This is a genomic window from Flavobacterium cryophilum (assembly GCF_048286555.1).
In the GTDB taxonomy this organism is placed as follows: domain Bacteria; phylum Bacteroidota; class Bacteroidia; order Flavobacteriales; family Flavobacteriaceae; genus Flavobacterium.
This window is the reverse complement of sequence record NZ_JBLVPZ010000004.1, coordinates 208,831-234,644: the sequence shown is the minus strand read 5'-3', so window position 1 is coordinate 234,644 and position 25,814 is coordinate 208,831. Positions and strand designations below refer to the sequence as shown.

At 35.6% G+C, this 25,814-nt stretch carries 12 protein-coding genes; 10 read left to right on the top strand and 2 right to left on the bottom strand.

Translation table 11 applies throughout. The annotated features are described in order from the left end of the window. Together ACNQGJ_RS08900 and ACNQGJ_RS08895 are read right to left on the bottom strand one after the other, a co-directional pair. The coding region (locus ACNQGJ_RS08900) for a transposase (RefSeq protein ID WP_417973875.1) at nucleotides 1-224 on the bottom strand (224 nt) is incomplete at its 3' end. A gap of 45 nt (nucleotides 225-269) precedes the next feature. Next, the gene (locus ACNQGJ_RS08895; protein ID WP_417973873.1) at nucleotides 270-1,145 is read right to left on the bottom strand and encodes an IS110 family transposase; all 876 of its coding nucleotides are present in this window, start codon (nucleotides 1,143-1,145) and stop codon (nucleotides 270-272) included. A gap of 616 nt (nucleotides 1,146-1,761) precedes the next feature. On the opposite strand from ACNQGJ_RS08895, the gene ACNQGJ_RS08890 reads away from it, so the two are divergent. The 10 genes from ACNQGJ_RS08890 (at nucleotide 1,762) to ACNQGJ_RS08845 (ending at nucleotide 25,662) form a co-directional block, all read left to right on the top strand. Then, on the top strand, nucleotides 1,762-1,917 hold the full coding sequence (locus ACNQGJ_RS08890; protein WP_417973871.1) for a hypothetical protein: 156 nt from the start codon (nucleotides 1,762-1,764) through the stop codon (nucleotides 1,915-1,917). Between the two features lie 116 nt (nucleotides 1,918-2,033). Then, a complete protein-coding gene (locus tag ACNQGJ_RS08885) occupies nucleotides 2,034-2,546 on the top strand; it encodes a PRC-barrel domain-containing protein (protein ID WP_417973869.1) in 513 nt (170 codons plus the stop codon). Between the two features lie 591 nt (nucleotides 2,547-3,137). Continuing rightward, nucleotides 3,138-6,134 (top strand): ELWxxDGT repeat protein, encoded by a 2,997-nt coding sequence (locus ACNQGJ_RS08880; RefSeq protein ID WP_417973867.1) that lies wholly within the window; start codon nucleotides 3,138-3,140, stop codon nucleotides 6,132-6,134. Nucleotides 6,135-6,235: 101 nt separating this feature from the next. Continuing rightward, nucleotides 6,236-6,886, top strand: a complete 651-nt coding sequence (locus ACNQGJ_RS08875; protein ID WP_417973866.1) for a YdeI/OmpD-associated family protein — start codon at nucleotides 6,236-6,238, stop codon at nucleotides 6,884-6,886. Between the two features lie 244 nt (nucleotides 6,887-7,130). Then, nucleotides 7,131-9,422 (top strand): type IA DNA topoisomerase, encoded by a 2,292-nt coding sequence (locus tag ACNQGJ_RS08870; RefSeq protein WP_417973864.1) that lies wholly within the window; start codon nucleotides 7,131-7,133, stop codon nucleotides 9,420-9,422. A 339-nt stretch (nucleotides 9,423-9,761) separates the two neighbouring features. Further along, nucleotides 9,762-10,229 carry a DUF6265 family protein gene (locus ACNQGJ_RS08865; RefSeq protein ID WP_417973862.1) on the top strand — a complete coding sequence of 156 codons (468 nt, stop codon included), beginning with the start codon at nucleotides 9,762-9,764 and terminating at the stop codon, nucleotides 10,227-10,229. A 190-nt stretch (nucleotides 10,230-10,419) separates the two neighbouring features. Further along, nucleotides 10,420-12,567 (top strand): TonB-dependent siderophore receptor, encoded by a 2,148-nt coding sequence (locus ACNQGJ_RS08860; RefSeq protein WP_417973860.1) that lies wholly within the window; start codon nucleotides 10,420-10,422, stop codon nucleotides 12,565-12,567. Nucleotides 12,568-12,630: 63 nt separating this feature from the next. Then, nucleotides 12,631-13,764 (top strand): PepSY-associated TM helix domain-containing protein, encoded by a 1,134-nt coding sequence (locus tag ACNQGJ_RS08855; protein ID WP_417973858.1) that lies wholly within the window; start codon nucleotides 12,631-12,633, stop codon nucleotides 13,762-13,764. A 658-nt stretch (nucleotides 13,765-14,422) separates the two neighbouring features. Further along, entirely contained in the window at nucleotides 14,423-19,330 is a 4,908-nt protein-coding gene (locus tag ACNQGJ_RS08850; RefSeq protein ID WP_417973856.1) for a DUF8202 domain-containing protein, read from the top strand. A gap of 659 nt (nucleotides 19,331-19,989) precedes the next feature. Continuing rightward, complete coding sequence (locus ACNQGJ_RS08845) at nucleotides 19,990-25,662, top strand: choice-of-anchor D domain-containing protein (protein ID WP_417973854.1); 5,673 nt, start codon at nucleotides 19,990-19,992, stop codon at nucleotides 25,660-25,662. The last annotated feature ends 152 nt before the right edge of the window (nucleotides 25,663-25,814 follow it).

Genomic DNA, 25,814 nt, shown 5'->3' with positions numbered 1-25,814 from the left:
CTTTCAAGCTCAGAAATTAGCTCCTGTTCTGGCGTTTGCTTTAAATTGCCATTACCTGGAAAACTTCCTTGTCCAAACTCTTCGTACTCTTTTCTCCATTTATACAATTGTGGAGCTGTAACTCCTAATTCTCTGGCCAGTTCTGAGATGTTATGTCTCTCATAACTCAATTGAACGGCTTTCTCTTTAAAAGCTCGGTCATAAATTTTACGCACTTGTTTCATAAGTTAAAATTAAGGTTTTATTCTTAACTTTTTATGCAGGTAAAGTTAGCAAGTCCAGAGTTGTGGATCGTGTTTCACTGCCACTAAAGCACACATTTGTAATATTGATTTCATCTTTTTATCTGCCATATGATTTACTTTGGTTCTGCCTTTAATACTCGAACCCGAACTATATTCAAAAGGGGCAGTTCCAGCATAACAAGCAAATTTTCTAGCATTATCAAAAGCCGTAAATGCTCTGGTAGCAATTAGCATATAGATTGCTGTTTTGTCTCCAACACCAGGAACACTTTTTATTAACTCAAATTGTTTTTTTAATTCAATTTCAGTTGAAATTATTGCTTTCATTTCTTTTTCAATCGCTTTTAATGTCGTTTTTAGAAACTTTACAGTTTTATTATTTATTGCTGAAATTGATTTGTAAACTTGTTTTGGCATAAAATCAATATTCTCTTTTGTAGCTTCAAAAATCTTAAAGGATTTCATCACTTTTTCTCGCTCAGTATAAAGTAATTTTAGTTGTTGAATTGCGGTTTCGGGTAATGTTGAAAGTTTAAGTTTGTCAATATTTCGAATACTATACAAAGCAATATCCTTTGCGTCTGCTTTATCATTTTTACCTCTTGAAATACCTTTAGAACGCTTAATTTCTATAGCAGGAACAATCCAGTAATCCAGTTTTTCATCAGACAAATGACTACTCAAAGGAAATGTATAAACACCGGTGTTTTCACAACAAAACAAAACAGTAGTCAAATCAATTTTCTGTTTTATTAAGTTTTTTAAAATTTCCTTTATTCCTTTTAAATTATTCTCTACAATGAAATGATTAGATACATTGGGAGACTGTTTTTCTAAAATAACTACATCCAATTTTGATTTTGAAATGTCAATACCTACATAAAATAAATAGTTTTTCATAACTTTGAATTTAGGATAAACAAAAATGTTGAACTTCTTTAGAGCCTTTATTAGACCTCGATGTCTATCATTCTATTTGAAGCAATTCAACGGGATTCAAGGAGAAGACAGAGGACTAATGCGCGATATAAGTCATACTTAGCGGAATTGATAGTTCACCTCTGTTTTCCTTTGAATAAATTTAGTGTTTTTTATCTAATACAAAGTAAAGGCGGATTTGTAATCCGTGCCCGCAACAATAAGCCATAAAGTTAACACACAAAAAAAGCTACAAGAAAATAATTCCTGTAGCTTTTTATAAAATTGAAATTACTACTCTTTGTGGGCAAAGAATACTTCGTCAGTTCACTTCGTTCGTGTGCAATTCTACGCTATCGAGTAATTTATTTATTAGACCCGCGTTGGAAACGCTTTGTTTCTTTTGCACAAGTAAGTAGGTGCTCGTTGCAAACGAGACCAGAGGGGGTGTTAGTACTCTGTTCCCCATCCGCATTTTAATAGTTAGTCTGGTGGGAATTATATAACTTTTTGCTGAAATTAAACACATCTTAGTCTAATCTCCTTTGTATCTTTAGTATTGCATTAAAACTATTTTATAATCAAAAAAAATAAAGTCATGGCAGAAATTAAAATTGAGAAAAAAAAACCGGTATGGCCGTGGATTGTTGTAGGGCTGATAATCGCAGCACTGTTATACTTCCTCCTTTTGAGTAATACTGAAGCTCAAAGTGAAAGTAACGTAGAAATCGAAAACAGTACAAGTGTACGTTAGAAAGTAACAGATACAACGGGATAATAGTGTTATTTTACCTATTGATGAAATGCAATCTATATTTTCCCGCAGTGGTACGCAACAGAAAATGAAGATATAATAGTAAAAAAGAAATTATGGAAAATAAAGATAGAAATTTATACAAACTGGATGAGCTTGCGGATTATAAGATTGCTTCAAATTATTCTGATATAAGAGGATGGAAAATAGTGGACGCTGATAACCGGACTATAGGTAAAATTGATAATCTGTGGGTTAATAAAGATATGCAGCGCGTTGTCTATCTGGATGTAAATGTAGATAAAGCATTGATAGAGGACAGCAGTAATGAGGTGCATGATGCGATAGCGAACGACAATGGAAAGGAGTTCGTCTATAAAGACGGAGACAGCCATATTATTATACCCATTGGATCTGTAAGCATAAATAAAGACACGAAGATTGTCATGGCTAACAGTATAGGATATCATACTTTTAGAAACACGAGCCGATTTAACAGTGAGAACAATTTTGACAGAAATTATGAGCGAAGTGTAATGAAGTCGTACTACCCTGAAAATGATTCTAGTCATAATGATGACAGTGATGATGACAGCTTTTACAAACGCAGAGAATTTGACAATCACTAGCGTCACTCATAATAGAGATCTTTTAGAAGCAGAATAAGATATCCGATTTGGATAGGTAAAAAAAAGTTTCTTAGTAGAATTGCACACGAACGAAGTGAACTGACGCAGTAATCTGAGCCCACAGTAATAAGCCGTAAAATTAACAAAAAAAAAAAAGCTGCAAGGAAATAATTCCTGTAGCTTTTTTTATAAATTGAAATTACAAATCGTAGTGGGCCCTCGTTGGCAACGAGTGACAATTTTAATTTATAGCACAATTATAGCGTTTGCAACGCGGCTATTTTAACTTTAAGAATTCTTCCCTATCAATCATTTTCCCTACTCGCAAAGTCTTCACACAGCTATTGAGACTAGAAAATTACACTAAAAAACCACATTTACGGTTTCCCGTAAAATCCCTGAAGCAAAAAAAGTCACTTTGAAAAAAAGGTATAAAACCAAATGTTTTTATCAGTATTTTCGGTATTAATTTATATATTTGAGAAAATAAAAATCTTATCAAGTAGCTACAATTTGTTCAAATTTGGCTATTTATAGGATTTTTTAGTGCGGCTATACCAGTTATAAAATTCATTGATATTAAATAATCTTATGAAACACACTCTACCTTTTTTGTTTATCTTTTTATTATCCCAATTTGCTACTGCTCAAACTCTAAATGCAACTTTAGCAGAATTAAATTTTCATGAGGACAGCGACCCTCAAAATTTCATCTCATTTCAGTCTGGATTTTATTTTACAGCAACTGATGGAGATTATAATAATTTTGGGAGAGAATTATGGCATTCAAACGGAACACCGGAAGGAAACGTAATGGTTAAAGACATTAGAGCTGGAGTGAATTCTTCAAATCCAAGCTCGTTAACGCTTGTAAACGGAACTTTATTCTTTACTGCCAATGATGGTGTTCACGGAGTTGAATTATGGAAAAGTGATGGAACTGAATCTGGGACAAAAATGGTTAAAGACATAAAACCAAATAATAACAGTGAATATGATGAACCCAGAAAATTAATAAGTTACAATGGAAAATTATATTTTGCTGCTACCAATAATATCGACGGATATGAATTATGGACAAGTGATGGTACAGAAGCAGGAACTTTTATGATCAAAAATATAAATCCAATTGCTGGTAGAAGCAGTGATTTGAATGATTTTTTCGTTTTTAATAATGCGCTCTATTTTATAGCTGATGATGGAATAAATGGGACGGAATTATGGAAAAGTGATGGAACAGAAGTGGGGACAAAAATGTTTAAAAATATTAATCCCTACTCTTCCGGACTAAATAATGGAAATCAATTTTTAGTAGTGAATAATTACGTTTATTTTTTTGCAAATAATGGAGCAAATGGAGCTGAGTTATGGAAAAGTGATGGAACCGAATCCGGGACAGTTATCGTGAAGGATATAAGAATTGGAAATAATTCAAGTTCATATGTTTTAAAAGGAAGTCAGCTCAATAATTTAATAATTTTTGAAGCCAATGATGGAAATAATGGCATTGAAATTTGGAAAAGTGATGGAACTGAGGCTGGAACAACAATGATAAAAGATATAAACAAAAAGAGTGTTGGCAGTATTTATAATACCCCTAATTATGTAAAATTAAATAATGCAGTTTATTTTTTAGCGGATGATGGCATTAATGGAAATGAAATATGGAAAACGGATGGAACATCTGATAGAACCACATTAGTAAAAGACATTAATAATGGAAGTGCCTCTTCATGGTTAGAAAAATTACATGTTGATGAAGTTAACAACAAACTTTTATTTTTCACAACAACTGCAAACTCAACTGACAAAACATTATGGGCTAGCGACGGAACATCAATAGGTACTTTTGAATTATCAAAAATTAGGGATAATGACATTTCTGGATTACAACAGAATTTTGTCACTACCAACAATGCGACGATAATCACAGCTGAAGATGAAATCCATGGAAATGAATTATGGATTACTGACGGAACTATTTCTGGAACAAGATTTTTTGCAGATCTAAATTATTCAAATAATGGAAATCCATCGAAGTTCACTACTGTAAATAATACTTTATTTTTTAGAGCAAATGAAAAAAAATATGGTAATCAATTGTTTAAAAGCAATGGAACTGCAGTTGGAACTAAATTAATTAAAGATATTAATAACGGTAATAATTGTATAGATGATCTTTCAGAAATGAAAAGTATAAATGGTGTTTTATTCTTTAGTGCAATTGATGGTACTCACGGATATGAACTTTGGAAAAGTGACGGTACAGAAAACGGTACTGTCCTTGTTAAAGATATAAATCCCGGTAATAGCAGCAGCATGCAAAATTATAATCATACACAACAATTTACTGTGATAAACAGCATTCTTTATTTTTATGCAAATGACGGTGTACATGGTTTTGAACTGTGGAGAAGTGATGGTTCAGAAACAGGAACTTATATGATAAAAGACATCAACAGTGGGTCAAATTATAATTACAGCAGTTATCCCAGAGAATTTGTTTTGCTTAATGGTACAATTTATTTTATTGCAAACAGTACTGCAGGTTCCTCATTGTGGAAAACTAATGGCACAGAAGCGGGTACTATAAAAATAATTGATCTTTATGATATGCGCGTTTTGAAAGCAGTCAAAAATAAATTATTTATAATTGCTGAAACATCCGGAACTTCTTATGGACCGCATGATTTATGGGCTTCAGACGGCACAACCTATGGCACAGTTCATTTGAAAACTTTTGGAGATAATATAGATAGCGATATTCAATTCACAAGCGTTTTGAATGATGAATTATATTTTGTCGCTAAGAGTCCTGATAGTTATAGAAAAGCAATTTATAAATCAAATGGTACAATTGATGGAACTAAATTAGTATTTGATGGAGCATCCCACCCAATAATTCCAGACCTTGATATTGATACCATAACAACATGTGGAGACTACGTATATTTCCTAGTACAAACTTACGATGGTATTGACAAAGAGTTATGGAGAACCAACGGACTTACAACAGAAAAAATAGCTGGCCCAGATACAGCAAATTTTTTAAACATAAGAGACCTGACATGTTTTAACAGTAACTTACTATATTTAGCAGAATTTTTTCCTCATAAAATATGGATAACGAATAATACCCTTGCTAAGCCATTACAATTGGATATAAATGTTTTAAACGGTCAAAATTTAGAAGGATATAATGCTATTGAAAAACTGGCAACAACTGACACTAATTTATACTTTAGTGCTCATACTAACAATAGCGGAAAAGAATTATATATAACAACACCTAATTTTTCAACATTAAATATTGCTGATAATTCTAATTCAAATGAAAATACTATCAGGTCTATAATTGTTTATCACAACCGTACGAGTAATTCGGTAACCATCAAATCGCTTACTGATTCTCAGATTATGAGTTTTGAATTATTTGATATTACTGGAAAAAAAATTCACAGTCAACTAAATGAAAACCTATCAAAAGAACTTAAATTTAATACCATTTCAATACCTAAAGGCATCTATTTATTAAAGACATTTCTTTCGAACGACAATAAAGTCAGCACCAAATTAATTATCAATTAATTATTCTGAAGTTCTTGTCATAATATAACATACTTTTTGCAACGCATTTATTTTACTACTTTTATAAAACCAAACTTCCTTTATTTTAAAAATCTAATAAAATGAATCCCAAAGTTGATGCCTTTATAAACAATGCCACAAAATGGCAATCTGAAATAAAGCAATTGCGATTATTTCTGCTCGATTGCGGGCTAACCGAAGAATTCAAGTGGCGAAATCCTTGTTACACTTTTCAGGGAAATAATGTTGTTCTTATAGGCAGTTTTGCAGCGTTTTGTACGCTTAGCTTTTTTAAAGGAACTTTACTGCAAGACAGCAATGGAATTCTCACCAAACCCGGAGAAAACAGTCAGGCCGTGCGTTTTTTTAAGTTTACCAATCTGGAACAAATCATAGAACAGCAATCGATAATCAATGCCTATATTTATGAAGCCATTGAGGTAGAAAAAGCGGGCTTGAAAGTAATTTTTAAAAGCAATACTGAACTTGAATTGGTGGAAGAATTACATATTGCTTTAGACAAAAACCCTTCTTTAAAAACTGCTTTTCAAGCCTTAACACCGGGACGACAACGAGCCTACAACTTGTATTTTTGGGCTGCCAAACAATCCAAAACTCGGGAAACCAGAATAGAAAATTACATTCCGCGAATTCTTTCCGGAAAAGGAATAAACGATTGCACCTGCGGATTATCTAAAAAAATGCCCAACTGTGACGGCTCACACAAATACATTCGAGGAGAAAATAAATAACAATCTACAGAATCTGTTGCTTCGGTTATTATGAAAATCAAACGCAATAAATAGCCCTGATGGAAGCGGCATCCTCGCAGCGAAGCGAAGAGATACAGCGGACAGCAGGAAATTTCGTCCTCGAAAAAACCATTCGTTCTGCTCCTAAAAAGCGGCATACCCTACCCGTTCATAACTCCATACAATTTCTTTTTAATACCAATTTCTAAATTCCTAATTTGCACCCTTAAATCAACAGGGAAAAATGAAGGTCTGTATTGCCGAAAAACCAAGTGTAGCACGCGAAATTGCATCAGTTCTAGGAGCCAATACCAAACACGACGGGTATTACGAAGGCAACGGTTACCAGGTAACATACACCTTTGGACATTTATGCACCTTAAAAGAACCGAACGATTACAAACCCCACTGGAAAAGCTGGGATTTGAATAACCTGCCCATGCTTCCTGACAAATTCGAAATCAAAGTGGTCGAGAATTCGGGGATTCAAAAGCAATTCAAAATCATAAAAAGCCTGTTTGACAAAGCCGAGCTAGTCATTAACTGCGGGGATGCTGGGCAAGAGGGAGAACTCATTCAGCGCTGGGTGATGAACGAAGCCAATTACAAAGGCGAAGTGAAACGCTTGTGGATTTCATCCCTAACCACCGAAGCCATTAAAGAGGGCTTTGAAAACTTAAAACCATCTGCCAACTACGATAATTTATACTATGCAGGCTTTTCTAGAGCCATAGGCGACTGGTTACTGGGTATGAATGCTACCCGCTTGTATACCGTAAAACATGGCGGGTACAAACAAGTATTGTCTATCGGACGGGTACAAACGCCAACATTAGCGATGGTCGTGAACCGATTCAAAGAAATTGAGAATTTCAAGCCGCAACCGTATTGGGAGTTACAAACTTTATACAGAGAAACGCTTTTCAGCTATGAGGACGGGCGTTTTTTGAAAAAAGAAGAGGGCGAAATTTTGGCCAATAAAGTCAAGGAAAGTGAGTTTGAAATTGTTTCTGTCGAAAAAAAGAATGGCAATGAGTTTGCTCCTAAGCTTTTTGATTTAACAGGCTTACAAGTGTATTGCAATACCAAGTTTGGCTTTACTGCAGATGAAACGCTTAAAATTGTACAGACTTTATACGAACAAAAAGTAGTCACGTATCCTAGAGTCGACACCACGTTTTTGCCGAATGATATCTATCCAAAAGTGCCTGGTATTTTGCAAAAGTTGACCAATTATGCCGCGTTGACGCAACCGCTTTTAGGAAAAAAGATTAAAAAATCGACTAAAGTTTTCAATGATAAAAAAGTAACCGATCACCATGCGATTATTCCAACGGGGATACAAACCAATTTGCAATACAATCAGCAATTGGTGTATGACATAATTACCAAGCGTTTTATTGCGGTGTTTTATGACGATTGTTTGGTTGCCAATACCACCGTAATTGGGAAAGCGGCGGATGTACATTTTAAAACTACCGGAAAAGAAATCTTAAAAAAAGGATTTCGAATAGTTTTTGAAGACACAAACACCAATGAAAAAGAAGCCGATATATTACCAAGTTTTATTGTGGGCGAAAAAGGACCACACGAACCCTCGTTTTTAGAAAAGGAAACCAAGCCACCCAATCAGTTTACGGAAGCCACTCTATTGCGCGCCATGGAAACCGCGGGCAAACAGGTGGACGATGGAGATTTACGCGAATTGATGAAAGAAAACGGTATTGGTCGTCCATCCACACGAGCCAATATTATTGAAACCCTTTTTAAACGCCAATACATCGTTCGGAACAAGAAACAGGTATTGCCAACGCCAACGGGAATACAGCTTATTGATACTATTCAAAATGATTTGGTAAAGTCAGCTGAACTTACGGGTTCGTGGGAAAAGCAATTGAAAGATATTGAAAAAGGGACTTTTACCGCCGGTTCGTTTATTAGTAACATGAAACGCATGGTAGAAGCCTTGGTGTATGAAGTGCGAAGTGAAACCAGGCGCGCCAATATTTCGCATGCAGGAAGTGTCCAGAAAAAAGAAGCTGTTGTCGAGAAAAAGAAAGCGGCAGGAATTTTGGCGGAAGCCTGTCCGAAATGTAAAAAAGCGACGCTTATTAAAGGGAAATCAGCGTATGGTTGTGGCGATTATAAAGCCGGCTGCACGTTTTTATTGCCCTATACTTTTGCCGAGAAAAAAATATCAGAGAACCAATACTTGCGCTTGCTCCAAAAAGGGTCTACCGTTAACTTGAAAGACTTTAAAACCGATGCCGGCACTGTGGAAGGCTTGCTTCGCTTTGACGAAAATTTCAAACTGAAATTAGAACCTAAGAAAACTTTGGAGAAAGCCGTTCCAGACGAATTAGTTTGTCCAAAATGCCAAAAAGGAACTGTTTTGAAAGGAAAAACCGCTTATGGTTGCAGCGATTATAAATTGGGTTGTGATTTCAAAGTCACTTTTGATGTGGTCAGAACTAAACTAAAAGATCAAAAACCAACCAAAGAATTAGTATATGCTATTTTGAAAGAAAGTATTTAAGAACATTCAAAAAAAATATTTTTTTACCACATAGAAATAAAACTCCTAATTAGAGAAATAATAGAAAATAATACTGTTTTTTACATACTTTGACTGTGTGAAAAGTAAAATATCTATCAAACTCTTTTTTAAATACTATGCCTCTATGTGGTAAAAAACTCTACCCAACTGAATCTGATCACTATTTTAGCCTGATCACTTCATTATTCAAAATGAACCATTAATTCAATAGTTTACTCCTTTTGGATATTCCAAAACTAAAAAAGGTACACTATTCTATTTTTTCATACTTTAGCCTACTCGAAATAACATCATATATTTACACCAATGTTTCAAAAAATGACTCTTATTCTGTTTGTATTAGCAATTGTTTCTTGCAAAAAATCTGACGCAAATGAAGATAAAAAAATCAAAGCGGCAAATTGGCTTTTGGGTAATTGGGAGAATAAATCAGCTGACGGTAGCCTAACGGAAAATTGGGTGGAACTAAACGACAGCACCTTTCAAGCACAATCCTATTATATAAAAGAGAAAGACACCTTGCATTTTGAATCTATAACATTACAACAAAAAGGAAAATACTTAACTTATAATGCAGCTGTAAAGGGTCAAAATAATGACCAAGCGGTTGCTTTCAAATTGAAAACCGGAACAGCTAAACAACTGGTTTTTGAAAACTTAAAACACGATTATCCTCAAAAAATAAGCTATACCCAAATTACCTCTGACAGTTTGGTTGCTAAAATATCGGGAATTCAACAAGGAAAACCAAGCTCCGAGGAATTTTCGATGAAAAAAATAAAATAAAAATTTTAACATTTTATATTTAAATCAAAACCTTGCTGTTAAAGCAAGGTTTTTTTTACGTCCTTAAAATATTGAATTTCAACCAGCTGTAAATCTTTTTGTAAATTTATTTTTAATTAGTCTAAATAAGTTTTGTAAAAGTAAAAACCGCTGTTATATTTGCAAGATTATTTTTAATTAATCTAAATAAATGAAATTCATAAATACATTTTACTTGTCCGTTTTATTAATTGGTATCACAGCTGGCGCTCAAGAAAAGAAAGAGCAAGAAAAAGATTCAGTTACAACTCTGAAAGAAGTTATAATTAACACTAACAAATACAAGTACAAAAGAGAAAAAAGCACTACGGTTGCTAAAATGCCTTTGAACAATATTGAAAACCCTCAAGTTTACAATACCGTTACCAGCGAGTTACTGAAAGAGCAAGTGGTTACTAATTTCAGCGACGCGTTAAAAAATGCAACTGGCGTAACACGTCTTTGGGAATCGACGGGCCGCGGCGGGGATGGTGCAGAATATTTTTCCATGAGAGGTTTTGCAGTTCAACCTACCATGATTAATGGTCTTCCCGGAATCAATAATGGAAGTATCGATCCGGCGAATGTGGACAATATTGAAGTGATTAAAGGACCCTCAGGAACCTTATTTGGAAGCAGTTTGATTTCTTACGGAGGTTTAATAAACATCATAACTAAAAAGCCCTATTCGTCATTTGGAGGAGAAATCAGTTATAATGCCGGCTCTTATGGAATGGACCGCCTCACGGCCGACATCAATTTGCCTTTAAACTCCGATGTTTCCTTACGAATAAATACAGCCTACCAAAAAGAAAATTCGTTTCAAGATGCCGGTTTTGGCAAATCCTTTTTCTTTGCGCCTTCTTTGAGTTATAAAGTAAACGATAAACTTTCGTTTTTAATCAATACCGAATTTACCAATAGAAATTCGGCAAATGCACCCATGCTTTTCTTGAGCAGATACGCTACCTTGTCCTTTGATTCAATGGAATTATTCGAAAGAAATTATAAAAAATCGTTTACTTCAAACGAACTATCCATTAGCAATCCAACCTATAGTTTACAAGCACAAATGTTTTACAAATTGTCAGATCAATGGACTTCCCAAACGGTATTGTCCAGAAGCAACAGTAAAACCAGCGGTTATTATTCCTATTTATTTGACGCGTCAAACGGAAATGATTTTACACGATTCATTTCTAAAAGAAACGGGGAAACCTTAGCAACTGATCTTCAGCAGAATTTCATAGGAGACTTCAAAATAGGAAATTTAAGAAACCGATTAGTCGCTGGGTTTGATTATTATAAATCAAGTATTCAAAACGGAAGCACCGGTTGGGTTGGAAACGGAATTGTTTCATTGATCGATGGATCTGATACCGGAGATTTGACCCAAGCGGGAGTGGATAACCTTTTAGTAGGTTCGTTTGAAGGAAATACAACTGCGGAAACCGAAGTTATTAGTGCTTATGCTTCAAATGTGTTGAATATCACCGATAAATTATCTGCCATGGTAAGTTTGAGAATTGATAACTTCAAATCTACAACTGCGACCGAAGAAAACAGTCAAGCAGCTGTTTCACCAAAATTTGGTCTAGTTTATATGCTGGTTAAAGATAAAGTTTCTGTTTTTTCAAATTATATGAATGGTTTTGTAAACGTAACGCCACGAGAAGTTACTGAAATGGATGGTTCTAATCCAAGGATGAAATCTTTTGACCCGGAGCAAGCCAATCAATATGAATTTGGATTAAAAACAAACTTATACAAGGATATTATTTCGGCATCAATCAGTTATTACAACATTGATGTAAAAAACAGATTAATGACGGACCCCAATAATATCAACAATGCTGTTCAAGGTGGAGAAGTAAACAGTAAAGGTTTTGAGATCAGCTTCACGGCTAATCCAATGAAAGGATTTAACATTATTGCTGGATTCAGCAACAATAAAAGTGAAGTAACAAAAGACAATCCTGGAGATGGTTATTTAGGATTAAGACCCGAAGAAGCAGGACCGGAAACGCTAGTAAATTTTTGGGCAAATTACACGTTGACTTCTGGGAAATTGAAAGGTTTCGGAATAGGATTTGGTGGAAACTATGCCAGTGAATACAAAACTTTAAACAGAGCTAATATCGGCACTTTTGCCTTGCCAAATTATACCGTATTAAATTCGGCTTTGTCGTATTCGAGTGATAAATTCAACATCTCATTGAAATTAAATAATGTCTTAAACGAAAAATATTATTCAGGTTGGTCTACTGTAACACCTCAGCGATTGAGAAGTGTCACAGCTGGTTTAACCTATAAATTTTAAATTTCATAATTGGTTTTATTTAACTAAACTTCTCATTTCAGTGCGGCGTTTTATCCTTTATAAATGAAAAATAATAACTTCAAAAAAGCAATACGAAAAATTCATCTTTGGCTTGGCTTGTCCTCAGGTATCATTATTTTTATAATTGCCATCACGGGATGCGTGTATGCCTTCCAGCAGGAAATACAAGACGTCACAGAAGAATATCGCTTTGTGGAAACGCAAAATAAATCCTTTCTGCCTCCATCTCAGTTGGAAATCATCGCGAGAAAAGAAGTTCCTAATAAAGTGCTTCACGCCATCAAATACAACGAAAAAAACAATGCCGTAGAAGCGATATTTTTTTATTACGAACCCAGTTATCATTATACGACATACCTGAATCCCTATACAGGAAAAGTGCTAAAAACGATCAATAATAAGGAAGGTTTTTTTCCTTTTATACTCGACGGACATTTCTATCTTTGGCTGCCTCCTGCGATTGGACAACCTATTGCTGCTGCAGCAACATTGGTGTTTTTGATACTGTTGATTTCGGGTTTAATCCTTTGGTATCCGAAAAATAAAAGTGCCGCGAAACAACGTTTTTGGTTCAAATGGAAAAAAGGAACGCATTGGAAAAGAAAAAATTATGACGTACACAATGTCACGGGTTTTTACATCTTAATCATCGGAATTATTTTTGCCGTTACCGGATTAGTATGGGGATTTCAATGGTTTGCATATACCTACTATAAAGTGTCCGGTGGTGAAAAATCTCTATTATATGAAGAACCGCTTTCGAAAATAAACCTGAATAGGCCAGCCCATACCATCATAAAACCTCTAGACGCGGTTTGGCTTCAAATGCAGAGAGCGTATCCTTTGTCTAAATCCATTGAAATTCATCCGCCGGAAAACAATCGGTCCCCAATAGCCGCCAATGCTAATAGTGACAAAGGAACGTATTGGAAAATTGACTATCGGTATTTTGATCAATACAGCTTGCAAGAAATGACGGTTTCCCATATTTGGGGCAGGAAAAATGACGATAAAGTGGCAGATACCATTACGAAAATGAATTATGATATTCACACTGGAGCGGTATTGGGATTACCGGGGAAAATATTTGCCTGTTTCTTTAGTTTACTCATTGCAAGTCTTCCCATATCCGGCTGCTACATATGGTGGGGACGAAATAAAAAAGGGAAGCACTAATAACTCCAATTGTTACCGAAAATGGGTTTTTTCATAATTTAAAAAAAACATATTTTCTTTATCAGCCCTACATTCTACAAATACAAATGGAAACGCAGCCAAGCCACGATAACCTTTGCGAATTAAATATTTAGTGACAATTAGAAACATTTGAGATGGTGTAAATTTTAGTGATTTACGGAGCAAAGTACTAATAAAATATCCGACTTAGTGACATTCGCAAACTGGAACAATCAACGTCTCAAAAGGATTTTTTTTCTACTATTTCAAATCACATCATGCCGTTTGGCTCATTTCCTTTATTAACCTGAAATAACTAAAATAGTAATTCAGGCATTAGTTTCATTCTGAAATTAACTGAGTTTTGGAAGAAAGAAAATTAAAATTTTTTTATTTAAACGTCTTCATTTACGGTGACTTATTTTTTTTAATGGAGAGTCTCTATTTGAATTCCTAAATTCATTGATTGGTTTTAATTTTACAAAATGGCCAACAATAATTGAAAATAAAAAACAATTCGTAAAAAAGCACCGCTCTTTATCGATTAAAAATGCTTTACAACGACTATTTATGCTTTTTGTCGGGTTTTTTTGTCACATTATCGGTATTTTAATAATTTTATTTCGATTTTATCAAACCCATATAACTCATACCTACTTTGGACCAAAAATACTTATTCGAAAATACCTATAATTTTAAATTTACTTTTGTTATTGTTAATTCCCCGTTCATTGGTGTTGAAAAGAAACACATTAAAATCCAGCCAATAATTGCTTTTTTTAGCTTGTTTTTGATGTTTTTCTTCGGGAACACTATGAATGGACAGACAACTGCTGTATTTACGGCTAATGGAACTTGGACTTGTCCAGCTAACGTTACTTCGATAAAAGTAGAGGCTTGGGGAGCTGGTGCTGGAGGAAGAAACAATGGACCCGATAAAGGAATTACGGGTGGTGGCGGTGGTGGTGGTGCATATGCTAGATTTAACACAGTTACTGTAATACCCGGAATGCAATACATTATTACTGTTGGCGGTGTAAGTGCATATTCTACTTCAGGCGCTGCTTCAACTGCAACATTTGGATCAACTACTATTATTGCGGCAGGCGGTTCGGTTGGAAGTTTGCCTGGTACTAATGCAACTGGAGGTGTAGGAGGAACAGTAAAAGATAGTAAAGGAGATGTGCTGTTTGCTGGAGGGAATGGCGGTGGTAGTAAGGGCGATGGCGGTGGTAGTGGTAGTGGCGCTGGTGGTGGTGGTGGTGGTGGTGGTGGAAGCACTGGTGTTGGTAACAATGGACTAACTCCATCTACAACTTTTACTGGGGGAGATGGAGGCGCTTTAAAGAATAATTTTGGTGGCGCAGGAGGTAATGGTGGAGATAATGGATACAATGGTTTTAACGGATCTACCACAGGTTATGGCGGCGGTGGTGGGGGTGCTGGCGATCTCAACGGTAAAGGGTGGGTAATAATCGCTGGATCAGGTCAGCATGGAGCGATAATTATTACAATGTTATTACCAAATGGTCCCGGAGGAGTAACAAATAATTTACAGCTGTGGTTGCGCTCTGACTTGCTTGACGGTACCACAACAATGCCTGATCATAGTCCCGTAACAACATGGCAAACACAAGCTTTAGGTGACAATGCAACTAAGCCTGCCGCAACTGGCGCTCCAATATATAAAAATAATCCAACTGCTAATATTAATTTTAACTCCGTAGTAGATTTCACAAATTTAACTAGTTCTCCATCTCAAATATATACCGATACTGATGCATCAAGACAGTATTTAAAAGGCATATCAGGCTTTTACAGTCAGGATCTTTTTGTAGTGCTGATTCCCGATGTCGCTGTAACATCCACTTTGAAGAGCATGGATATCTTTTGTGGAGATAAAAATTCAGTAATTCAAGAAACTGATATAACAGGAATTGGCTATGGTGATTATACCCGTAGAATAAGTGATGAGGTTTTAACTTACGCATTAGGTACTTCTACCGGGCTCGGAATTGGGTACGGAATTGCAGATAAAACAACATCATCTTACAATTCTGCGGGAATAATAAGCGCAAGAAATAATGCTGCTGGAACGGCACAGGAACTCTTCTTCAACGCTAAAGACGTAGGTAACTTTACATCAGATATTGGATCGTTCGTTAATGTATCCAATAGCCAATACTGGATTGGGCGAAGTGAGGGATGGACAGGAAGCCTAGATGGAAGAGTTGCGGAAGTCATTACTTATAGTTCAAGAACCACGGACATACAAAGAAGTAACATTCGCAGTTATTTAGCTATAAAATATGGAATTACTTTGGGAGTTAACGGAACTTCAGTAAACTACACCAACTCTGAAGGAAGTATTATTTGGGACGCCGCAGCTATCGGCTATAATTTTGATATTGCGGGAATAGGTCGAGACGATTTATCTAAACTTAATCAAAAACAATCGAAAAGTGTCAATACAATTGATGAAATCACAATAGGTTTAGCTGATATTTATGCAACAAATACCGCAAATATCAACACCTTTGATTCAGGCACAAAATTCTTAGTTTGGGGTAATAATAGAGGTACGCTCGCTGCCCGAGATGCAGTAAATGTTAATCTAAGTTCGGGAATAACTTCACCATCGACATTAACAACAAATGTTAGTTTTGTTTCTGTAGGACGTACTTGGAAAGTAGTAGAAACTGGCGGAAATATTCCTACCGTTAAGGTATCTATTCCTCTGACAATGCTTACCGCAACTATTTCGACTCGTGGCGATTATTTAATGTTTATATCAGATACTCCCGTTTTTAATTCTACAGCTGAATACAGAATTATGACTGCTAACGGAAGTAATTTAGAAACTACTTATGACTTTAACGGTGCTAAATACATCACTTTTGGATATGCTCCAGAGAAAACCTTTGTGCGGAGCATCAAATTCAACGGTACTACAGATTATATGGACGCTGGGAAACAACTCAACTTAAGCCCTAACTTTACCGTTTCAGCTTGGATCAATACATATGATAAAAATAAAACCATTCTTTCAAAAAGAAATAGTACATTCTCTCAAGGTTATGATTTAAGCATTAATAGTGCAGGAAAAGCAGAAATGAGTTGGTATGTTGGAGCCAACAAACATACAATTATTTCTAATGCAGTTATTCCACTAGGAAAATGGCATCATGTAGGTGTAACATTTGACGGTACAACAGCCAAAATGTACATCGATGGTGTAAACAAGATAAGTAGTACTACAATGACAGGAATACCAACCGCTACAACCCAATCTTTCTTAATAGCTGCTGCGGATGGCACAAACCCAACATCATTTTTTAATGGTTTTATCGATGAGGTGCGGGTTTGGAAAGTAGCGCTAACTGAAGCACAGTTTCGTTATATTATGAATCAGGAAATTTTGCAAGACGCAACCAAAAGCAAAGGAGTTGTACTGCCAACCGGTATACCACTCAACGAGATTGGAATTGTGGACTGGACAAATTTGAGTGTATATTACCCTATGTCTACCTACACCTATACAAATACAAAAGATATTTCGAGTAACAATATTACGGCGGCATTAAAAAATTTAAGAACTGTAGACTTACAAACAGCACCATTACCTTACGAGTCTGTAAGTAGTAATAATTGGGAAACTTTAGGAACGTGGGCAAATAGTGCCGTACAAGATTTACCATATAGCATCTCGATAGAAGACCCAACAATTCCGGTAACAATAGATTGGAATATTGTAAAAATAAAGAGCAATAATACTATAACTTCTGTTGGAAACAAAAAGGTTTTAGGGTTATTTGTTGAACCAAACGCCAATTTAATTGTTACAACAACCGGAGGATTACAAACTGACGGAACTAAAATTGACGGAACTAAAATTGAAGTTTCACATTACTTAAAACTAGATGGAAAAATTGATTTAATAGGAAGGTCACAATTAATACAAAAACTTGGCAGCGACTTAGATGTAACCAGTTCAGGTTCATTAGAAAGAGACCAACAAGGGCAAGCGAACAAGTACAATTATAATTATTGGAGCTCACCTGTTGGAGCTATCAGTACCACCACAAACAACACTAACTTTACAGTTGCCGAAGTTTTAAAAGACGGAACAGATCCTGCAAATCCCGGATTGATAAAGTGGATTCCGGGATATGACGGATCAACAACTCCATTTAGTTTAGCAGGTTATTGGATTTATAAATTTGATAATTTAGGAAATAATTATGCCAATTGGACTCAAATAGGCGAAACAGGTTCATTATCCGCCAGTAAAGGATTTACTTTAAAAGGAAGTGCATCTCCTACTACTACTCCTGCAACACAAAATCTAACCTTTATAGGAAAACCTAATAATGGTACTATAACAAATACTATAGGAGCAGATCAATTGTTGTTAATAGGAAATCCATATCCATCTGCATTAGACTCTTATCAATTTATAAGTGATAACATTAATCCTATAAAAACAGCAACTACAAATCCGGCAATTGATGGCGCCTTATATTTCTGGGAACATTATGCAACTAATTCCTCCCATTATTTAGCAGCCTATCAGGGCGGCTATGGAATTAGAAATTTATCCGGCGGAGTTATCCCAAGTTCTACTGGTGTAGATTTCATAAGTGGATCTGGAACTTCATTAAAATCGGCTCCAGAAAGATACATTCCAGTAGGACAAGGTTTTTTTGTGATTGGAAAAACTGGGTCTGTAGGAGCAACCGTAACTTTTAATAATAGCCAAAGAGAGTTTATTACAGAAAGCAATGCTGCACTTTCGCAAGCAACGTATCGAATTCCGGTTAGTCCAAAAGGGTTCAGTCATTGGACAGACAACAGCAATGCTGCAATTGAAAATGATACCCATAAAAAAATACGTCTAGGATTTAATGTCATCAACAAAACCTTCCACAGACAAGTGCTCTTAGCTTTTATGGATGAAAAAGCAAATAATGAGATGAATGATGGTTACGATGCCTTCAATATTGATGATTCGCCAAGCGATATGTATTTATTGAATGGAGAAAACGAATTAGCAATACAAGGAGAAGGCTATTTTGATGAAAAAGCCTCCTTCCCTATCGCTATACGAACAGAAGCTGCTGGAAAAGTTTCCTTTGGTATTGATGCCTTAGAAAACTTCGATAAAAGTCAAAATGTTTTCATTTACGATAAAGAAACAGATACATATAATAACATAAAAAACAAATTTTATGAAGTAGCGCTTCCTAAAGGATACTTTACGGATCGTTTCTCATTGCGCTTCGCGGATAAAACACTTGGCGTTACTGATGAAATTTATCAGAATAGTATTCAAGTAGTGTTTACACGTTCTAATAATATTTTGAACATAAAAAATGATGCAAATGACACTACCATTCTTGACGTTTCACTTTTCAACATTCAGGGAAAATTAATGTCTACATGGGATGTATCCGAAAAGGAACAAACCAGCATTAAAATCCCAATTCAAAACAAAATATCAGGGGTTTACATTGTTAAATTGAAAACCTCAAAAGGAAGTATTAATAAAAAAATCATTATCAAATAATTTAATGTAAAGCAATTCAAAAAAGACTTCCCAATTATGGAGGCCACTGAAAAAGTTTTTTTAAGAATAATTCACTAATAAAAAAAGGAGTAGGAATCGAATTTTTCTACTCCTTTTTTTTGTGTCTTAAAATGTAACTTTAGGTCTCTTTAGAAGGTAGTTCCGCAACAAAATTTCATTTCAGTCCGTGTTCTTTCTTATGTGATTATATTAACAAACAGCGGCAATTGAAGTATTACGTGAATGAATCAAACTGCTACCAAAAGCAGTTTAAAATGTGCGAAAGTATGGTGTAAAAGCAATTTTCGCAGTTAGTCCTTTGTTTTTCCAAATATTCCCATTAAAAAATCTCAGTCAAATTAGTAATCACGTATTTAAAGCAGCAACCATTTATAATGACAATTTTTCTCTAATTAGAAATAACTCAAAATTTAGATCACAGTTATTTTATCCTTGTGCAAACATCATTAAAAATTTGACTATTTATATTAATTAACTTACATTATTTAAATAAAAATGTATTTTGCCGATTTTATACGTACTTAAGCCGATTTACTGCAATAATAAATTTAAATTTATAGCATTAGAAAAAAATTATTCAAATACATTCCTATCAAAAGGTAAAAAACTGAAGTTTAATTAAATGCAGTATTTAGATTATGGAGAAAATTACTTTAGTAAATAAAAAGTTAGTTTTTACGGTTAGCCTTCTTTTTATAACATTCTATGGAATTTCACAAACAAGTCAACCCTATAACTCCTCAGGGAATTTTATTATTCCTGCCGGCGTAACGTCCGTACAGGTGGAGGTTTGGGGAGGTGGTGGAAAAGGAGGTTCTAAATCTAATGGAAATGGCACTTATGGAGGTGGAGGGGGAGGTGCTTATTCAAAAAATACTGTAACGGTTACTGCCGGGGTATCATATCCTGTGACGGTAGGGATTGGAAGCAGTAGTAATACTTCGCCGGGTGGAGATTCATGGTTTTCCAGTGAAACTTCTGTAATAGCAAAAGGAGGAAATAGTGTCTCTAATAATAATAATAGCACTGGTGCTACTGGAGGCCTTTCTACATTAGGAATAGGTGCTGTCAAGCTCTCCGGAGGTGCTGGTGCAGATGCGGGAACAGATGGCGGTGGTGGTGGGTCTTCAGCAGGAACTGCTCAGAATGGAGTGACCGCAATTAATTTAAACGGAGCTTTAGCTCCCAGCGGTGGAGGAAATGGAGGAAATGGAGGAAATGGATCATCAGGTGCAGCAGCAGTTGCTGGTTCATCACCAGGTGGTGGTGGTGGTGGTGGAAAAAATAATGACAACGGAGCTAATGGAGCTAATGGAAAAGTTATAATTACTTGGACCTGCCCTACTGCATACAAATTAAGTTCCACAACAGTTGCTAGTACTGTATGCTCATCTAACAGTGCAAATGTTGCTGTTTCTGCTATAGGAACTGACTTGCCTATTGGTATTTATACAGTAACTTATAATTTATCTGCTCCAAATTCAGCAACAGGAAATACGGCAACCATGACCATAACAACTGCTGGCATGGGAAGTTTTACCACAATTACATTACCTAATAATGGTATAACAACCTTAACAATTACTAATTTAACTAGTGGAGGTACCTCTCCAAACAATTGTAGTTCTATCATTAGCATAAATAATACGGCAAACATAACGGTAAATGCTGTTCCAACTATTACGAGTACGGCTCCTAATTCTAGAACAGGTTCCGGAACAGTTCTGTTAGGAGCGACTGCTTCTGCAGGAACAATTTCTTGGTTTTCTACCTCAAATGGCGGAAGCGCCTTAGCTACAGGATCAAGTTTTACAACTCCCACGATTACAACAACAACAACTTATTATGTTGAAACTACCAATGCTTCTTGTACTTCTTCTCCAAGAATTGCCGTCACAGCAACTGTAAATTTCCCCGAAATAAATATTGTGGGAAATGCTACTTCAATTGTTGATGGTGACGCAACTCCAAGTATTACAGATTGGACAACTTTTGGGTCAATGGAAACCAGTACGGGAAACATCGCAAAAACATATACCATCCAAAATACTGGTCCCGCACCCCTATCCATCGGATCCATTACTATTTTAGGATCTTCTGCAAGTGACTTCACAGTTACAACAAATCCGAGTGCTTCAATTACTCCCGGAGGCAGTTCTACATTTTCAGTAAGCTTTAATCCTACGACTTTAGGTTTAAAAACGGCCTCACTTTCGATTGTGAACGATGACAGCAACGAGAACCCTTATGACTTCTCCATTCAGGGAACTGGAATCCAAACCTTTTTTGATAGCGACGAAGACGGAGTTTATGACAATTTTGATATTGATGATGATAACGACGGTATCCTTGATGCCACCGAAGAGGTAAATTGCAACAACTCAAATGGTCGTAAAGTAGATTATAAATTCTTGAACGAAACCTTTGGAACGGGCGGCAGAACTGGAGGATTTACTGAGGCCTACAAAGCAACAACAACCTATTGTTATGAAGACGGAATTGTTGGTACTAATACCGCCGAATGCCCTTCACAATCAACAAAAATACTGGACGACGGGGAATATACTGTAGTTTCTAAAATAACAGGAACAACAGCGGATGACCCTGATAACATTCACGGGGATTTAGCATGGTACAATGGAGAAGATCATACTATAGGAGATACAGCGGGAAGAATGGCGGTTTTTAATGCCAGTTATACTCCCGGTACATTTTATGAAACTACAATTACCGGAATTTTGTCAAATCTACCAATAACCTATAGTTTTTGGGTTTTAAATATTATGGCACAAAATACATTTCCAAATTCAATTTTACCCAATGTAACTGTAGAATTTTATGATTTGTCAAACAATCTTCTAAATTCTTTCAACACGGGTGATATCGGCAGATGTTCTGGAATTACTACAGATAACACTTGTGCTCAGGGCGTTTGGAAAAAATTTACCACTAGTGTCAACTTAGGAAATGTAAATGCCTTTACAATTCGTTTTAAAAATAATGCTCCTGGTGGTAACGGTAATGATCTCGCGTTGGATGACATCCTGATTTCACAAACTTTATGTGATTTAGACAATGATGGAGTTGCTGATATGTTCGATTTAGATGCTGATAATGATGGTATTGAAGATGTTATTGAAGTGGGGTTAGGAAATTTAAGTGATGGTAAAGGTAAAATTGCTACGGCTTGGGCCGATGCAAACGCAAATGGATTGCATAACAATGCCGAAACAAGCGCGGCATTACCCGCATTAGATTCCGATAGAGATGGCATTCCAAATTATATCGATTTAGATAGTGATAATGACAGTCTTTTTGATGTGGATGAGTCAGGATCCGGAAATACAAATGCCGTTTCTGGATATCAAAATGGAGATGGTGATATTACCGGAGACGGTGTTGGTGATGGACCGGAATCCGAAACATTTAGAAAAAAAGACATCAATGGAGACGGGAGTGCTGAAGGTTTTGGCGACGGAATATTAGACATTTATGACTATGGTACCGGAATCAATCAATATGGAAATTTAGGGCAAGGAACTGCAACTGCAAATCCCGCCACTACTTATCTCAAAGACACAGACGCAGATGGAATTCCCGATTACCTTGATGTGAAATCTAATGGAAGTACATTTGATATTGCAAACACAATAGTACTATATAATTATAAAACTTTCGACACCAACAATGATGGTATTGTTGACGGTACAACTGATATAGATAAAGACGGAATTTTGGACATATTTGATACTAATACGGCTTTATATGGTTCGCCAAGAGACATCCGCACCAAACTATTTCTAGATTTTGATGGACGAAATGATTATGGACAAAGCTCCGCTATTCTTGGTGGTTTAGCCAATGCATCACTCATGGCTTGGATTAATTTAAATCCCAACTTTATCTCGGAAGGAGTTATAGTCGGACAAAATAATTTCCAAATACGAATTACTGCTGCCAGAAAATTAGAAGCAGTCGTTAATGGAACTTCTACCCTTTTTGATACAGCTTTAAATGTATCACAATGGTACAACATCGGCGTAATTTATGATGGATCAAATATTAAATTATATTTGAACGGTACTTTGGCGAAAAGCCAAGCTAAAACAGGAAGTATTTCGACAGATGCCTCGTTGCTTACTTTAGGAAGAGATCCAAGCACTAATACAAAATATTTTAAGGGAAAAATCGACGAAGTACGAATATTCAATTTGGCTTTGACCGAATCCCAATTACAAAGAATGGTGTATCAGGAAATTCAAGATGTAAATTCCCAAATTAGAGGCTTTATTGTACCAAAAAATGTAGCCTCTGCTCCTTCCGCTTTGCCATTTAGTAATTTGATTCGGTATTATAGAATGGATACTTACAAAGATGATATCATTGATGACCTAACCACTCCTGCAATTGATATTATGGGGACAAAAATATACAACCATAAAAACATCTATGTTCAGCAAGCCCCTATGCCATTTTTAACAGAACGAAATGGAAGCTTCGCAACTGCGGTAAACAGCCCTACGAAAGAAATAAGAGGTGAAGATATCATGGAACAAAACTGGTCAATCGTACATGTAAAACATGACATTACAGAAACGGCGAACAATATTGACTTAGGGATGCTGGTAGATGCAGGGAAAAATATTATCATGAATGATGATACCAAGTTACAAAATGATTGGTACTTGAAATTAGACGGAAAAATAGATTTAGCAGGCATGGCACAATTAGTGCAAACAGCTGAAAGTGATTTAGACGTTACAAGCTCCGGATATATTGAAAGAGATCAAAAAGGACAATCTAATTTATACAATTATAATTATTGGAGCTCTCCGGTCAGTCCAATAAATACAACTACAAATAACACTAATTATACCGTTTCTGGCAGTTTAAAAGACGGAACCAATCCAGCAACACCGATAGCGATAAATTGGATCGGCGGGTACGACGGAGCTCCAACATCGCCTATTAGTCTGGCCAGATATTGGCTTTATAAATTTGACAATTATACCCATGATTATGCGAATTGGTTTCAAATTACTGAAAATAGTTTTATCCGTGTAGGTCAGGGATTTACTTTAAAAGGTAGCGGCAGTGCTTTAGGAACTCAAAATTACACCTTCATTGGAAAACCAAATAATGGATCTATAACAACAAATTATGTAGGTCCTGATCAATTATTATTAACCGGCAATCCTTATCCTTCAGCTTTGGATGCCGATGCTTTTATAAATGCCAACATAAATTCAAATCCTGCTACAGATGGCACTTTATATTTTTGGGAACATTATGCGAGCAATAAAACGCATATTTTGCGCGATTATCAAGGCGGATATGCAGTACGAAACTTAACTGGAGGACTTGCACCATCGGCGGCTGGCGTAGATTTTATTAGTCAGGCAGGAACTCCTTCTAGAGGCATTCCCAACCAATTTGTTCCAGTAGGCCAAGGCTTTTTTGTAAATGGAAAAATTGGGGCTGGCGGGACTATCGTTTTTAACAATAACCAAAGAGGATTTCATAAAGAAAATGATGCTTTGAACTCCAATGTGATGTACAAAACTACATCCACGAAAGAAAAAACCTGGGATAACAATAATAATGATCCTGTCATAAAGGACACGTATAAAAAAATTCGATTGGGATTTAATTCCCATGATAATCATCACAGACAGGTATTGCTAGGATTTATGGATGACAAAGCGACAAGCGCCATGGACTACGGTTATGATGGTTTAAATATCGATGACTTTCCTAATGATATGTATTTTTTGAATGGCGAAAATGAATTGGTAATTCAAGGAGAAGGTTTTTTTGACCGCAAAGCTTTTTATCCTATTGGAGTTAAAACGGATGCTGCAGGCAAAGTAAAATTCCTAATTGATGCTTTAGAAAATTTTGAAGCAGACCAGCCAATTTTTATATACGATGACGAGACTAAAATATACCATAACATCCAAAATGAAGCTTTTGAAATCGATCTTACCGCGGGCGAACATCATTCCCGTTTTTCATTACGATTCAAAGGCAAAACTTTGAATATTAAAGATAAAATTCATATTGATAATGAAATGAAAATCATTCATTCACAAAGTAAAAACCTACTGATAATTAATAATAATGCAATAGATACCAACGTTCAGGAAGTTACTTTATTTAATATTAGTGGACAATTAATCACCACTTGGCAGATTGAAAATCAAGGACAGCAGGATATACAGCTTCCAATAAAAAAAATAAGTTCAGGAGTGTATATTGTAAAACTTAAAACTTCAAAAGGAGAACTCAGTAAAAAAATAATCATCAAATAATCTTTGAATTATTACGCGTAAAAAAGAAGAAACTGTCTGAAAAGACAGTTTTTTTTATGTCTTCTTTTTTCTAAAAAAAGAAAAGAAAAACTTTTTAAGTTTAATTTTTTAAAATGAGTAGTTTGTCGGGAGATAAAATCCTTTTATCGAAA